The sequence below is a fragment of the Pseudomonas sp. UBA4194 genome (genome assembly GCF_002379585.1).
GTDB lineage: Bacteria > Pseudomonadota > Gammaproteobacteria > Pseudomonadales > Pseudomonadaceae > Aquipseudomonas.
Genome location: NZ_DFUE01000015.1, coordinates 69,778 through 84,178, shown reverse-complemented (window position 1 = coordinate 84,178; position 14,401 = coordinate 69,778). Strand labels below are relative to the sequence as shown.

The 14,401-nt window shown below is 63.6% G+C and carries 12 protein-coding genes; 2 read left to right on the top strand and 10 right to left on the bottom strand.

From position 1 onward, the window contains the following. Positions 1-175 precede the first annotated feature (175 nt). Both B3397_RS03635 and B3397_RS03630 read left to right on the top strand, forming a co-directional pair. Complete coding sequence (locus B3397_RS03635; protein ID WP_296247373.1) at positions 176-2,602, top strand: DUF3772 domain-containing protein; 2,427 nt, start codon at positions 176-178, stop codon at positions 2,600-2,602. Between the two features lie 134 nt (positions 2,603-2,736). Continuing rightward, positions 2,737-3,360, top strand: coding sequence for an FMN-dependent NADH-azoreductase (locus B3397_RS03630; RefSeq protein WP_296247372.1), 624 nt, complete (start codon positions 2,737-2,739; stop codon positions 3,358-3,360). 96 nt (positions 3,361-3,456) lie between these two features. Here the strand turns inward: B3397_RS03630 and poxB are convergent, their stop codons facing one another. The 10 genes from poxB to B3397_RS03580 all read right to left on the bottom strand — a co-directional run bounded on the left by poxB (position 3,457) and on the right by B3397_RS03580 (position 14,332). Further along, complete coding sequence (gene poxB / locus B3397_RS03625; protein ID WP_296247371.1) at positions 3,457-5,175, bottom strand: ubiquinone-dependent pyruvate dehydrogenase; 1,719 nt, start codon at positions 5,173-5,175, stop codon at positions 3,457-3,459. A 166-nt stretch (positions 5,176-5,341) separates the two neighbouring features. Further along, positions 5,342-6,058 carry a DUF72 domain-containing protein gene (locus B3397_RS03620; protein WP_296247370.1) on the bottom strand — a complete coding sequence of 239 codons (717 nt, stop codon included), beginning with the start codon at positions 6,056-6,058 and terminating at the stop codon, positions 5,342-5,344. A 293-nt stretch (positions 6,059-6,351) separates the two neighbouring features. Next, the gene (locus tag B3397_RS03615; RefSeq protein ID WP_296247368.1) at positions 6,352-7,104 is read right to left on the bottom strand and encodes an SDR family oxidoreductase; all 753 of its coding nucleotides are present in this window, start codon (positions 7,102-7,104) and stop codon (positions 6,352-6,354) included. Between the two features lie 23 nt (positions 7,105-7,127). Continuing rightward, positions 7,128-8,252 carry a zinc-dependent alcohol dehydrogenase family protein gene (locus tag B3397_RS03610; protein ID WP_296247367.1) on the bottom strand — a complete coding sequence of 375 codons (1,125 nt, stop codon included), beginning with the start codon at positions 8,250-8,252 and terminating at the stop codon, positions 7,128-7,130. A gap of 22 nt (positions 8,253-8,274) precedes the next feature. After that, positions 8,275-9,708 carry an aldehyde dehydrogenase family protein gene (locus B3397_RS03605; protein WP_296247365.1) on the bottom strand — a complete coding sequence of 478 codons (1,434 nt, stop codon included), beginning with the start codon at positions 9,706-9,708 and terminating at the stop codon, positions 8,275-8,277. Then, the gene (locus B3397_RS03600) at positions 9,705-10,439 is read right to left on the bottom strand and encodes an ABC transporter ATP-binding protein (RefSeq protein ID WP_296247363.1); all 735 of its coding nucleotides are present in this window, start codon (positions 10,437-10,439) and stop codon (positions 9,705-9,707) included. The genes B3397_RS03605 and B3397_RS03600 overlap by 4 nt, the downstream gene beginning before the upstream one ends. Continuing rightward, on the bottom strand, positions 10,436-11,176 hold the full coding sequence (locus B3397_RS03595; RefSeq protein WP_296247362.1) for an ABC transporter ATP-binding protein: 741 nt from the start codon (positions 11,174-11,176) through the stop codon (positions 10,436-10,438). Before B3397_RS03595 ends, B3397_RS03600 begins: the two co-directional genes overlap by 4 nt. Continuing rightward, positions 11,173-12,114, bottom strand: coding sequence for a branched-chain amino acid ABC transporter permease (locus B3397_RS03590; protein ID WP_296247360.1), 942 nt, complete (start codon positions 12,112-12,114; stop codon positions 11,173-11,175). The genes B3397_RS03595 and B3397_RS03590 overlap by 4 nt, the downstream gene beginning before the upstream one ends. After that, a complete protein-coding gene (locus tag B3397_RS03585) occupies positions 12,114-13,016 on the bottom strand; it encodes a branched-chain amino acid ABC transporter permease (protein ID WP_296247359.1) in 903 nt (300 codons plus the stop codon). The genes B3397_RS03590 and B3397_RS03585 overlap by 1 nt, the downstream gene beginning before the upstream one ends. Further along, positions 13,013-14,332 (bottom strand): ABC transporter substrate-binding protein, encoded by a 1,320-nt coding sequence (locus tag B3397_RS03580; protein WP_296247357.1) that lies wholly within the window; start codon positions 14,330-14,332, stop codon positions 13,013-13,015. The genes B3397_RS03585 and B3397_RS03580 overlap by 4 nt, the downstream gene beginning before the upstream one ends. Positions 14,333-14,401 lie beyond the last annotated feature (69 nt).

The following is a 14,401-nucleotide window of genomic DNA, read 5'->3' as shown; positions in this document are numbered from 1 at the left end:
GGACACCAAACGCCTGATCGACGCCGAGCAGATGGGCCCGGGGGGGTATCAGGCGGTAACCCGATAGCGTGCCGCCCGAACCCGATGCCAAATCCGCTGTCGGACTGCGGATATCCATTCTTATTCACGCTTTCGTTGCTCATCGCCCGAGCAACCGCCAAAAGAGAACCTGAACATGCGGCACTCCGTGATCAACCGTTGGTGTATGGGCGTTCTGGCGCTGTTGCTGTGGGCCTCGGTGCCCGCCTCCGCCGCACCCGCCCCTGCTCCGACGTCATCCGCCAGCACGAACAGCGCTCCGGCGGCCGAAGACACCGCCACGCCGGACCAGCTCAACGATCAGCTGGATCAGATACGCCAGAAGGTCTCAGCCGGCGCCAACGACGACCTGCTGGCCAGCTTGCGCCAGGCCGCACTGCAGGTGCAGCGCCAGGCCGATGCCCTGGTCGCGCGGCAGACCGTCGACATGGGCCATCTGGACGATCAACTGAGCATTCTGGGCGCGCCCCAGCCTGATGAAGCCCAGAGCCTCAGCGCGCAGCGCAAGGCATTGACCAATCAGAAAGCTGCCCTGACCAACGACCAGAAGACCACCACCGGGGTGAGTACCTCCGCCGGGGATCTGGCCACGCAGATTCTCAACCTGCGCCGAAGCCTGCTCGATACCCAGATCAGCACCCGCTCGGCCAGCCCTCTGAGTTCGTCCTTCTGGTCCAGCCTGATTCGACCTACCGATGACGACGTCGGCAAGCTCAACGCGCTGTGGCGGGACGTCACCCAGGTCTTCGACGCCGCGCTGGCGCCGGGTTCCAGGGGCACGTTCATCACGATCCTGATCGGCGCAGTGCTGATCTGGGTGGTCGCCCGCAGGGTGATCGAGCGGATGCTGGTATGGGCGATGATCCGCTGGTTCCCCGAGGGTCGTCTGCGCCGCAGCACCCTGGCCCTGACCACCGCGCTGACCACCATCCTCACCATCAGCGCGGCCACATCCCTGCTGCAATGGGGCATCGTCAGCCATTCGCAACCCAGCGCCAATGTGCTCAATCTGATCGAGCAGGTGCAGACACTGATCCTGTTCACCGCCTTCATCGTGGGCATGGGTCGGGCCATGTTGATGCTGCCCAACCCGTCGTGGCGCCTGCCCAACATTCCCGACCCGATCGCCACCGCCATCGGCGGCTTGCCGGCCATACTGGCCCTGGCGCTGATGGCCGTGGGCACCCTGGAACGGATCAACAGCGTGATCGCCAGCAGCCTGGCGCTGTCGGTGGCGGTCAATGGCATCACCGCCCTGCTCGTGGCACTTGTGTTCGTCTTCGGCCTGGTGCGAGTGCGCCAGACCCGGCGGCGCCTGGCCCTGGAACGTACACCGGGCATCGCCGGGCTGATCCCCTTCATCATCGCGGTGTGGGTCGGCATCATCCTGCTGGGCCTGTTGAGCGGCTACCTGACACTGGCCTACGTGCTGACGGTCAAGCTGCTGTGGATCAGCCTGGTCACCGTGACCGCCTACCTGCTCACCACCTTCTTCGTCGATATCTGTGAAACCGTGCTGTCGCCCAAGCAGGCCGGGGGCCAGGCACTGGGCGCCATGCTCGGCCTGTCGCCGCGCCACCAGGCCCAGGCCAGTACCTTATTGGCCGGCGTAGGCCGTACCTTGCTGTTGTGCACTGCGCTGCTGCTGGCGTTCATGCCCTCGGGGTCCAACCCCAGCGAGCTGTTGGCCAGCTTCATCCGCCTGGACCTGGGCAGCAAATCCCTCGGTGACCTGAATATCGTGCCCGGCGATATCCTGCTCGCCCTCGCCTTGTTGGTCGGCGGTCTGTTCAGCATTCGGGTACTGAAGAACTGGCTGGGCGATCGCCTGCTGCCGGAAACCAACATGGACGCCGGCATGCGCGCCTCGCTGGTGACCCTGGTGGGCTACATCGGCATCGTGGTGCTGGCGATCGTAGTGATGTCGGTGCTGCGCATCAGCCTGACCAACCTGACTTGGGTGGTCAGTGCGCTGTCGGTGGGGATTGGTTTCGGCCTGCAAGCCATCGTCCAGAACTTCATTTCCGGTCTGATTCTGCTCACCGAGCGCCCGGTCAAGGTGGGCGACTGGGTCAGCCTGGCCGGCGTCGAGGGCGACATCCGCCGCATCAACGTGCGCGCTACCGAGATCCAGATGGGCGACCGCTCCACGGTCATCGTGCCCAACTCCCAGTTCATTACCCAGAACGTGCGCAACGTGACCATGGGCAATGCCCTGGGGGTGGTGGGCATCACCCTCACCTTGCCGCTGAACACCGACGTCATGCAGATTCGCGAACTGCTGCTGGCTGCTTACGCCGAGCACGAAGCGGTACTGGACGACCCGGCGCCATCGGTGACGTTCAAGGACCTGACCAGCGCCGGCCTGCTGATCAGCGTCAGCGGCTTCGTCAACAGCCCCCGTTCCGTGGGCACTGCCCGCAGCGATCTGCTGTTCACCATTCTGGATCGGCTGCGCACCCTGGGCATCGCACTGTCGGCGCCGCAGAGCATGTTGCTGATCAATGACAAAGGGCAGCCGGAAGTGGCGGACAGCACCGCCGGCTTACCTGTGCGGCAGTAACGTATCGACCGCCTTCGCGCCCAGGGCAAACGGCTGCCGGCGGTTGTCAAAGGCTGAACTTTCCCCGTTGGCGGGGCACTGACATAGCAAATCCTCGTTGTTTGTCAGTCACCCCGTCATCAGGAATCCACCCCATGAAAGTTCTGCACATCTCCAGCTCACCCCGCGGCGAGCGATCGGCCTCGCTGAAGCTCGCGCAACGGTTTATGGACACCCTCACCGAGCGCGATTCGACGACCCAGGTCGATCATCTCGACGTCTGGAAAGCCGACCTGCTGCCGTTCGACGGCCCCGCGCTGGACGCCAAATACGCAGACCTGGCCGGCGTCGAAATGACCCCAGAGCAAAAGGCGGTGTGGCAACAGATTGCCGAGTTGGGCAAGCGCTTCCATGAGGCCGACGTCATCGTGTTCAGCGTGCCGATGTGGAATTTCGGCATTCCCTATCGCCTCAAGCACCTGATCGACTCGGTGTCGCAACGCGGCGTGCTGTTCGATTTCGACGAGCAAGGCATGAAGGGGCTGCTGCCGGGCAAGCAGGTGGTGGTGATCGCCACGCGTGGCGTGACCCTGGGCGAGGATTATCCCACCGAAGCTTTCGATCACCAGGTGGCCTTCCTGAAAACCTGGTCGCGTATGGTCGGGATCAGGGACGTGCGCATCGTCGAGTCGGAAGCGACCCTGGACGGGCCTGAAATTGCCGAAGCCCATTTCAAGGCGGCGTTGGAAAAGGCTGCCCAAGTGGCCAAACAACTGTGAGCATTTAGCGGCGGCAGAAAAATGCCCGCTCGCGGCGGGCACTTTGGCGCTACGTCATGACGCAGTGTTGCGTCATGGCTCGATTGTCATGGCCTGTCAGCGCAAGAGATTGTTCTTGGCCAGATTGACCAGTTCCTTGGCCCGCCCGTCCAGCACCGCACGCATCATGAACAGACCAAAGCCCTTGACGTTTTCGGCGGTGATTTCCGGCGGCATGATCAGCTCCTGACGTTCGCTGACCACGTCGACCAGCACCGGGCCGTCGTGAGCGAACGCCTCGATCAACGCGGCCTTGAGGTCCTGAGGTTTCTCCACCCGAATGCCCTTGATGCCCATGCCTTGGGCAAAGGTTGCGAAGTTCGGGTTCTTCAGTTCACACCCCACGTCGACCAGGCCGCTGGCCTTCATTTCCATCTCGACGAAGCCCAACGTGCCATTGTTCAGCACGATCACTTTCACCGGCAGGTTGGCCTGACTCAGGGTCAGGAAGTCCCCCATCATCATGCTGAACCCGCCGTCGCCCGACATCGACACCACTTGCCGGCCAGGGTGGCTGGCTTGTGCGCCGATGGCCTGGAGCATGGCGTTGGCCATGGAGCCATGGTTGAACGAGCCGATCAGACGGCGCTTGCCGTTCATCTTCAGGTAACGGGCGGCCCAGGCGGTGGGCGTGCCGACGTCACAGGTGAACACGGCATCCTCGGCGGCCAGCTCGCTGACCAGTCGGCTCAGATACTGCGGGTGAATGATGTCGCTGTTGGGGCTGCTTTCAGCCAACGAATCAAGGCCCTTGCGTGCGCTGTCGTAATCGGCCAATGCCTTGTTCAGGTGTGCGGTATCGGTGCGTTCATGCAGGCGTGGCAACAGTTGCTGCACCGTGTGCTTGATATCGCCGATCAGGCCCATGGTCAGTGAACAACGGTTGCCCAGCGCTTCGGGCTGCAGGTCGATCTGGGCAATGCGCGAATGCTCGGGGAAGAACTGCCGGTAAGGGAAGTTGGTGCCCAGCATCAGCAGCGTGTCGCACTCTTTCATGGCGTTGAAACCCGAAGCAAAGCCGATCAGGCCGGTCATGCCGACGTCATAGGGGTTGTCGTATTCCAAATGCTCCTTGCCGCGCAGGGCGTGCACGATGGGCGCCTTGAGCTGTTTGGCCAAGGCCACCACCTCGCTGTGCGCACCCGCGCAGCCGGCGCCGCACAGCAGGGTCACGCGCTTGCCGGTGTTGAGAAACTCGGCCAATTCGTCCAGTTGTACGGGCTCAGGCACGATCACGGCGGGCTTGGGCGCCAGCCATTGACTGACCGGTGCATCCAGCGGCGCCAACGCGATGTCGCCCGGAATCACCACCACCGCCACGCCGCGACGGCTGACAGCCACACGCATGGCCCGCTCGAGGATCTGCGGCAGTTGCTCGGCCCTGGAGACCAGTTCGACGTAGTGGCTGCAGTCCTTGAACAACGACTCGGGATGGGTGGCCTGGAAGTAGTCGATGCCGATTTCGCTGCTCGGAATGTGCGCGGCAATGGCCAGCACCGGCACGCCGCTGCGATGGCAATCGAACAGACCATTGATCAGGTGCAGGTTGCCCGGGCCACAGCTGCCCGCACACACCGCCAGTTCGCCAGTCAGGTGGGCTTCACCGCCGGCGGCGAAGGCGCCGGCTTCTTCGTTGCGCATGTGTATCCAGTCCAGCCCGCCGAGGCGGCGCATGGAGTCGGTGAACCCGTTGAGCGAATCACCCACTACCCCATACACCCGTTTGACCCCGGCGTGTTTGAGGGTGTTGACCATGAAATCGGCTGCTGTAGGCATCGAGGGTGTCCCTGAGTTGAGTAAGTTGCAGTGTCAGAGTGGTGGCATAGCGAGGGCGTTCCGGGAGATTTTTGAAGAAAAGTTTAAGTTTGGTGGGGCATGGTCCCCTCACCCCAGCCCTCTCCCTGAGGGAGAGGGAGCTAAAAGCCCGATCGCGGTGGAGCGACTAGCGGTGATCGCCCAGCAAGCGTCCCAACGTCAGCCCGTCCCCTACCGCCGCGCCACCCGCCGTATTATCAAACACACACCAACTCGGCACCCCACGCTCAACCAACGCCTGCGCCAGGCCCTGCAACCGGTCAACTCCATAAGCATCGTAATAAACCTTAGGCGACCCATGCAGCCGCCAGTAGCTGAAGCCCTGCCACCCCCGGGGTCTGGAATCGGTACTCAACCGCGAAGGATCCACGGCCGCTTGGGCTATATGGCGAGCCTGCAACAGTGACTCGGCTTGTACCCATGATTCGTGCCGCGGTTCCAGCACCACCGGCCCGGAAAACCTTGTTCGCAGGGCGTCGAAGAAAGCGTGGGCAACGTCACCCTCGAACATCAGCGACGGGGGCAACTGCACCAGCAGACAGCCAAGCTTTTCACCCAACCCCGCGCACTGCGCCAGGAACTCATCGAGCAAGGCCTCGGTATCCTGCAACCGCTGGGTATGGGTGATCGCCTTGGGAATCTTCACCGAGAAACGAAAGCCTTCCGGCACCGAGTCGGCCCATCGCACATAGGTCTGCAGGCGATGGGGCCGGTAGAAGGAGCTGTTGATTTCCACACAGCCAAACCGGCTGGCGTAGCGCTGCAGGTGAGTACCTTCAGCCGGAAACGCCGCGCTGTACTCGCGCGGCACACTCCAACCCGCACACCCGATCAGCGGCTTCAATAGAACAGACCAGCTTCGTTGGCATGCGACAGGTCGATGCCCAGGGTTTGGGCAGTGATGGGTTGGCTCATGGCGTAGGCCTTTGTGAGAAGGATGGAGCTTGAGCGGTAGACGATCGGGCGAGTGGAGGGTTCGATTTGGCGGGTGGGCTTTTGGGGGGTGGCTTGGGGGCGGGGGAATGGTCGACTCACCCCAGCCCTCTCCCTGAGGGAGAGGGAGCCTTACGGGGGTGTTGCAGCTAGCGCGATCTGCTAGCGCGTCTCAGCCGAGCCCTGATCCATCTGAAATCGTACTCAAACCACCCTGCCCCCATCCACCGGCAACTCCACGCCATTGAGGAACGCGGCCCCATCCGTCGCCAGAAACACCGCCACCGCGGCAATGTCATCCGGCTTCGACAAGCGGCCCAACGGAATCGTCGCCACGAACCGGGCCCGGTTCTCCGGGGTGTCCGGCACCCCCATGAATTGCTCCAGCAGGGCGGTTTCGCCCATCACCGGGCAAATGTTATTGACCCGAATACCGTCGGGGCCCAGCTCCACTGCCAGCGACTTGGACAGCAGGTTGACCGCGCCCTTGGAGCCGTTGTACCAGGTCAGTCCCGGCCGTGGACGAATGCCGGCCACCGAACCGACATTGATGATCGAGCCGTTGCGCCGTTCGCGCATCAGCGGCACCACGGCGCGGGTCATGTGGAAGATGGATTTCACGTTCACCGCAAACACCCGGTCGAACGTCGCCTCGTCGACGTCCATCAAGGGCTGGTTGCGGTGCGTGGTGCCGGCATTGTTGACGACAATATCGGGAATGCCGAAATGACTGACGCACAGGTCAACCGCCGCCTGCACCTGATCACCCTGGGTGACGTCGCAGGCGACCGCAATGGCTTGGTTGCCCAAGGTTTTGGCCAGACGATCGGCGGCGTCGAAGTTGATGTCGGCGAGCACCACCCTGGCACCCTCCTCTACGTAACGCTGAGCAATGCAGGCGCCAAAACCGCTGGCGGCGCCGGTGACGATGGCGATCTTGTTGTCGAGTTGTGCCATGACGGAAGCTCCGTAAACAGGGTTCAGAATACGATCAGGTCGCGCAGGCCGCTGCCACCGGCCAGGGTGTCGAAGCCTGCGTTGATATCGTCGAGCTTGAGCTGCTGGCCCAGCAGTCGATCCACTGGCAGGCGGCCGTGGCTGTACAGGCCGATATAGCGAGGAACATCCCGCGCCGGGATGCATGAGCCGATGTAACTGCCCTTGATGGTCCGTTCCTCGGCGGTCAGGCTCAGCTGCTGCAAGGCCCAGCGCGCATCCGGGTGTGGCAGGCCGGCGGTGACCGTGGTGCCGCCGCGACGGGTGGCGGCGTAGGCCAGTTCCATGGCCGGCACGGCACCGGCGAACTCGAAGGCATAGTCGGCGCCGCCGCGGGTCGCTTCACGGATCTTGGCCACGGCGTCCGGGTCTTTCGCGTTCACGGCATGGGTTGCGCCCAGGCTGAGGGCCAGTTCCAGCTTTTGCGGATGCACATCCACCGCCACCAGCGGCTGGGCGCCACTGGCCACTGCCCCCAGCAAAGCACTCAGGCCGACCCCACCCAGGCCAACGATCAACGCCGACGCCCCGGCGGTGACCTTGCCGGTATTGACCACCGCACCAACGCCAGTGAGCACCGCGCAGCCGAACACTGCCGCCAGCACCGGGTCGATGGTGTCGTCGATGGGAATACAGGACCGCGCCGACACCACCGCATGGTCGGCAAAGGCCGAGACTCCGCAATGATGATTCACCGCGCCTTCGCTGCTGCTCAAACGTCGACCGCCGCCCAGTATCTCGCCCTGGGCATTGGCTTGGGCACCGGGCTCGCACAGCGCCGGACGCCCCTCCATGCAGGGCGTGCAATGGCCACAACTGGGCACGAACACCAACACCACGGTCTGGCCGGGGCGCACGTGGGTCACGCCGGCGCCCACTTCCAGTACCTTGGCGCTGGCCTCATGTCCCAGCGCCATGGGCAAGGGCCGCGGTCGCACCCCGGTAATGACCGAGAGGTCGGAATGGCACAACCCGGCGGCAATCATTTTTACCAGCACCTCGCCAGGCCCCGGTGGCGCCAGGTCCAGCTCTGTGATACGCAGTGGGCGGCTCTCGGCGAAAGGCGCCGGCAAGCCCATCTCGCGCAATACCGCGGCTCTTGTTTTCATGCCCCGCTCCTGTGGTGAAAGGCTAAAGGTGGTGACTGACCACGGTCTTGGTCACGCTGAATTCATCCAGGGCATGAAAGCCTTTCTCGCGCCCGTGGCCACTCTTGCGGATGCCGCCGAATGGCAGCTCCACGCCGCCGCCGGCGCCGTAACAATTGATGAACACCTGGCCCCCCTCCAACCGCTTGGCCATACGCTGCTGCCGCGCGCCGTTTTCAGTCCAGACCGCCGCTACCAGACCATAGTCGGTGCCATTGGCCAGGGCCACGGCATCGTCCTCGTCATCGAAAGGCAACGCTGCCAGCACCGGACCGAACACCTCCTCGTGGGCAAGGCGATGGTCGCGGGGCACCGGACCGAAGAAGGTCGGGCGCACGTAGTAGCCTGCCTGAGGCAGGTCGTGGGCCATTTCCCCCTCCGCCAGCACGGTCAGGCCCGACGCTTTGCAATCGTCGATGAAGGCATTGACCCGGAGAAACTGCGCGCGGGTGATAATGGGACCGCAGTCCGGTGAGGTATCAGGCAAGCCAACGCGCACCTGGCGGAAACGCTCGGCGACCCGCTCCACCACCTGATCGTAGATGTCGCGTTGGATCAGCACACGGCTACCGGCCGAACAGGTCTGCCCGGCGTTCTGCACAATGGCACCGACAATCACCGGTACCGCCTTGTCCAGATCGGCGTCGGCGAATACCACCTGGGGGCATTTGCCCCCCAGCTCCAGCACGCACTTGACGTAGTTGGCAGCGGCAGCAGCCTGGATGGCCGCGCCCACCGCCGGCGAGCCGGTGAAGGTGATCAGGTTGATCCCGGGATGCGCCGCCAGGGCAGCACCGGCCTCCTTGCCATAGCCGGTGACGATGTTCAGCACCCCGGCGGGAAGGCCTGCATCGGCAGCCAGTTGCGCTACGCGCAGGGACGTCATGCAGGCATCTTCGGCGGGCTTGACCACCGAGGTGTTACCCATGGCCAGTGCCGGGCCCAGGGTGCGACCGAGCATCTGCGCCGGATAGTTCCACGGGATGATATGGCCCACCACGCCGCAAGGCTCGCGGACCACGTTCACGGTGTAGCCCGGCAGGTACGGAATCACATCGCCATGCACCTTGTCGGCGGCGCCACCGTAGAACTCGAAGTACCGCGCCAAGGCCTCGATGTCCTTGCGCGCCAGGGCCAGCGGCTTGCCGGTGTCCTGGGCTTCGATGGCGGCCAACTCGTCGATGTTGGCCAGCACCGCCAGGCCGATGCGTACCAGCAGGCGACCGCGCTCAGTGGCGCTGAGCTGCCCCCAGGGGCCCGCCAGCGCAGCGCGCGCGGCCCTGACGGCGCGGTCGATGTCCAGCGCATCGCCGCGGGCAATTTCCGCATAGGCTTCACCGGTGACCGGCGAATACACCGGCAACGTTTCACCGGACGCCGCGCTGACGGCCTGGCCGTCGATAAAGAGCACGTTCATTGGGACGCCTCCATGGGAACGAAGTGGGACGATGGCACCGCGCTGTCGACCGGGTGCATGGGCTGTTCGAGAAACTCGCCGCGCTCGATGTGCAGCACCCGATCTGGCACGTCCTTGAGCAGGCTGCCGTTGGATTCGGTCACCACGATGCACAGCTGCGGCAGACGCTGCTGCAAGCGTTTGAGGGCATTGCTGTACTCGGTGGCCAAGGCTGGCGCCAGGCCCTGGAAAGGCTCATCGAGCAAAACCAGATGCTCGCCGATCATCAAGGCCCGGCCCAGTGCAGCCATCTTGCCCTGCCCCCCGGAAAGCGCCGCGCCCGAACGTGGCAGCATGACCTTGAGCTGCGGCACGATATCCAGGGTCAGCGCCAGGCGCTCGTCGACCTGTGCCTTGTTCATGCCGGCCACCTGGCAGGGCAGGCGCAGATTCTCCTCCACCGAGAAGGTCGGGAACATCACCCGTTCCTGGGGTGCATAACCGATACCCAGGCGCGCGCGCCCATGGGCAGGCACGCGGGTCAGCTCGGTGCCGCGGAAAGTGACGGTACCCTCCTTGAGCGGCAACAAGCCCATGATCGCCCGCAGCAACGTGGTCTTGCCGGCGCCATTGCGGCCGACGATGGCGGTGATGCTGCCACAGGGAAATTCGGCCTGGATGCGTCGCAGGATAGGCACACGAACGATCTCGGCGCTGACATCGATCAGTTGCAACCTCTCGGAGGAAGTCATACGCCCAGTACCTCACGTTGCACCACAGGGTCGGCCAGCACCGCGGCCGGAGCACCGTCGGCGGCTATCGCACCGCTGATCCAGGCCGCCACGCGGGTGGCGTAGCGCTTGACGATGTCGACGTCGTGCTCGACGAAGATCGCCGTCACCTGACGGTCATCCAGGGCGCGCATGAGGATGGCCATGACCTCATGCTTTTCTTCGGTGGACACACCGCTGGTGGGCTCGTCGAGTATCAGCAGCCGCGGCTCCAGCATCAGCGACATGCCCACATCCAACAGCTTGCGATGGCCTTCAGGCAGGTTGATGCACAACTCATGCTGGCGGTCGCGCAGGCTGATCAGCTCGAGCATGGCGTCGACCTTGGCCCGATCACTGGCCACGCCCAACCCCAGCCACGACGACAAGCTGCCCTGCCGCGCCACCGCTGCCAGCTCCAGACACTCGCGCACGCTGTGCTCGAGAAACAGCTGAGGCAATTGAAACGAGCGCGCCATGCCTCGGCGCACGATGCTGCGCGGTGAGTGCCCGGTGATGTCCTGACCCACGAACTGCACCTGCCCCGCATCGGGCTTGAGCAGCCCGGTACAGATATTGATGAAGGTGGTCTTGCCGGCACCGTTCTGGCCAATCACCGCCAGCCGCTCGCCGGCTTGCAGTTCGAAATCGATGGCGTTGGCGACCACCAACCCGCCGAAGGCCAGGGTCAGCCCATGAGTGGTCAGCAAGGTGCTCATGCCCCACCCTCCGCCGCCAGCCGGCGCTTGCGCATCAGGCCGGTGAGGCCTTTGGGCAGAAAGTAGATGATCACGATCAGGATCACCCCCAGCACGATCTGCCAGGACCCGCTGACCAGCGCCGCCGCGTACATTTTCAGAAATTCATACAACAAGGCACCGACAAAGGCCCCTACCGCGTGGCCGGCGCCGCCCAGAATGGCGATGAACACGAACTCGCCAGAGCGCAGCCAGTAACCCATTTCCGGAGTGACCAAGCCCTGCGACAAGCCGAACAATGCCCCCGACAGCCCGCACAGCGAAGCTGACAGTACATAGCCTTTCCACAGCACTTTCTTCGCCGACACGCCCAGGTATTCCAGGCGCGTTTCGTTGGTTTTGATCGCAGCCAGGGCCTGGCCGCCGCTGGAGCGGAAGTAACGCTGGACCGCCCAGATCACCAACAGCGACGCCAGTACCACCAGCACCAACAGCGACAGTTCGAAGGCGTCGCGGCCCAGGGTGAAGCCACCCAGGGTCGGGCGCTGGATGCGCAGGCCGTCGGTGCCGCCGGTCAAGCCGTAGAACTTGCCCAGCACGGTGAACAGCACCATGGAGATGGCCAGGTTGAGCATGCCAAAGAAGATCTCCCGGTAGCGCACCACGAACGCCCCGATCAACATGCCGGCCAGCACACTGGCGAACGTGCCCAGGGCAATCAACACCAGGCCGTCCAGGCCGGGAAACCGTTGCCCGGCAAACGCCACCACGTAGCCGGAAATGCAGGCATACATGGCATGCCCGAAAGAGATCTGCCCCGCCCGCAGCAACACCACGATGCCCAGCGCCGCCAGGCCGTAGCACAGCGACAGGATCAACGGAATCTTCAGCCAGGGAAACGCCAGGGCCAGGCCCAGCAGCAAGGCGCTGGCCACCACCGCAACAAGGGTCGAACGCATCAGATTTTCCTCGCTTGAGCAACGGTGAACAGGCCTTGCGGACGCACCAGCAGCACCAGCACCATGATCAGGTAAGGCATCACCACCTCCATTTCCGGTGCCAGGTACACGCAGAACGAGCGCGACAAGCCAATCATCAGCGCGGTGATCAACGCCCCGGTGATCTGCCCCAGGCCGGCACTTGCCACCACCGCGAACGACAGCACGATCATGTCCGCACCGATGCCCGGCACCAGCGAGGTCGTGGGTGAGGCCAATGCCCCGCCCAGCGCGCCGAGCACGGCACCCACCACAAAGGTCAGGTAGGCGATGCGTCTGGCGTTGATGCCCATCGCCGTGGCCACCTCACGGTCGTGGGTCACGGCAACGATCTGGCGACCGGTAAGGGTGCGGTTGAGGAACCACTTGAGCAGGAAATACACCACCACGGCGGTGATGGGCACGAACAACAGCTGATAGTTCATGTACACCACGCCCAGCAACTCCGAGGTGCCCATCTGGTTGACCACGTCGGCGACGAAATACGGCTGGGTGCCCCAGATCATGCGCTGCAGGTCTTCGAAGATCATGAACGCACCGAAGGTGACCAGCAGTTGCAGGATCGGATCGCGGTCCTGGAAGCGCTTGAGCAAGAGCATCAGCACCGTGCCCAGTACCACCCCCACCACGATAGCGCCAAACAGCAGCAAGGCCACCGACAGCCAGGCCGAATCCCCGCCCTGCCCCAGCCACAGGCCCAGGGACGCGGCACCGTAGCCGCCGAAGGCGTACAGGCTGCCGTGGGCCACGTTGAGGATTCGCACCACGCCGAAGATGAAGGTCAGGCCCAGCGCCACCATGAACAGCAGACCGGCATAGGACACGCCATCGAGCAGCGCCAGAATGAAGATGTCGCTGCTCATGGCGCAGCAGTCGCGGGCTGGACCTGGTCGAGCAAGCCGAGATTGACCGTCTTGACCCACTCAGGCGAGTGGCCGTCGGCCGGGGTGGTAATCTTCGCCGCTGGCACCACCATCACGTCCTTGAGCACTTTGAACTTGTAATCGGGGCTGGACGTGGTGACGCCGAACAACTGCGCCTCCAGGCCTTGGCCATCGCCTGGACGAATCTGGATATTGCTGGTCAAGCCGCGGAATTCCAGACCGCGAAAAGCTTCGGCCAACTGGTCCTCATCCGGCCATTGGCCGTTCTGAGCCTTGATGGCCTTCAGGTAGGCCGCCTTCATGCCTTCCAGCGCCTGCACCATGTGATACACCGAATAGATCGGGTAGCTGCCGGTCTTTTGCTTGAATTTTTCCACAAAGGCTTTGTGGATCGGATCGTTGACCCATTGCGGGCTGAGAAAGTAATGATCGCCACGAGCGCCGATCAGCACGCCATCAGGCAGGGTGTTGCCCAGGCGTTCCAGGGACGACTCGCCCAGGGCCAGAAAGAACTGTGAGTTTTTCAGCAAGCCGCGCTGGGTGGCCTGGCGCACGAAGGTATCCAGGTCGCCGCCCCAAGAGGTCGACAGCACCACATCCGGTCTGAGCACCTGCAAGCGGCTCACTTCGGCGGAGAAGTCCGAAGCGCCGAATTTTGGGAACAACTCGGCGACGATCTTCACGTCTGGCTTGAGCTGCTTGAGCACGGTGCTGAAGATGTCCCAGGAATCACGGCCCCAGGCGTAGTCCTGATTGACTACGGCCAGGGTCTTGAAGTCAGGCTTGACCTTGATCAGGTAAAGCGCGGCGGCGACCATCTCGGTTACGGCATTGGCCTGGGTGCGCACCACGTATTTGTAGTTGTGGCCTTCCAGGGCCTTTTCCGTGCCGCAGTCCCAGAGGATGTTCACCACCTTGAGGTCTTCGGCCACCGGCGCCAGGGTGTTGCAGTTACCGCTGGAAATGGACGCCAGCATCACGTCGGCGCCCTGCTCCTGGACAACCCGGCGGTATTCGGAGAGCAAACGATCGCCGCCCACGCCTTCGTCGATGAACAACGGCTCGATCTTGACCCCGTCGATCCCCCCCTGGGCATTGAGCTCGTCGATGACGATCTCCGCCGCCGCCCTGGCCGGTACACCGAATACCGACGCCGGCCCGGACAGGAAGGTGGTGATGCCGACCTTGATCGACGTGGGCTTGGACACTTCGGCAAAAGCGGGCAGCACTGCCAAGGACAGTGCTGTGGTGGTAAGCAGGCGCGCGCCCCATCGCAACAGCGTGGATCTGGACATAGTGATGCCTCGAGTTTTTTGTTTTTGTTATGTCGCCAAAACTCAGAGTGGACCGCACTTGGCGTTTAC

Excerpts from the sequence above, each read along its gene's own strand:
- B3397_RS03635 (WP_296247373.1), top strand. The coding sequence starts at position 176 with ATGCGGCACTCCGTGATCAACCGTTGGTGTATGGGCGTTCTGGCGCTG.
- B3397_RS03630 (WP_296247372.1), top strand. The coding sequence starts at position 2,737 with ATGAAAGTTCTGCACATCTCCAGCTCACCCCGCGGCGAGCGATCGGCC.
- poxB (WP_296247371.1), bottom strand. The coding sequence starts at position 5,175 with ATGCCTACAGCAGCCGATTTCATGGTCAACACCCTCAAACACGCCGGG.
- B3397_RS03615 (WP_296247368.1), bottom strand. The coding sequence starts at position 7,104 with ATGGCACAACTCGACAACAAGATCGCCATCGTCACCGGCGCCGCCAGC.
- B3397_RS03610 (WP_296247367.1), bottom strand. The coding sequence starts at position 8,252 with ATGAAAACAAGAGCCGCGGTATTGCGCGAGATGGGCTTGCCGGCGCCT.
- B3397_RS03605 (WP_296247365.1), bottom strand. The coding sequence starts at position 9,708 with ATGAACGTGCTCTTTATCGACGGCCAGGCCGTCAGCGCGGCGTCCGGT.
- B3397_RS03600 (WP_296247363.1), bottom strand. The coding sequence starts at position 10,439 with ATGACTTCCTCCGAGAGGTTGCAACTGATCGATGTCAGCGCCGAGATC.
- B3397_RS03595 (WP_296247362.1), bottom strand. The coding sequence starts at position 11,176 with ATGAGCACCTTGCTGACCACTCATGGGCTGACCCTGGCCTTCGGCGGG.
- B3397_RS03590 (WP_296247360.1), bottom strand. The coding sequence starts at position 12,114 with ATGCGTTCGACCCTTGTTGCGGTGGTGGCCAGCGCCTTGCTGCTGGGC.
- B3397_RS03585 (WP_296247359.1), bottom strand. The coding sequence starts at position 13,016 with ATGAGCAGCGACATCTTCATTCTGGCGCTGCTCGATGGCGTGTCCTAT.
- B3397_RS03580 (WP_296247357.1), bottom strand. The coding sequence starts at position 14,332 with ATGTCCAGATCCACGCTGTTGCGATGGGGCGCGCGCCTGCTTACCACC.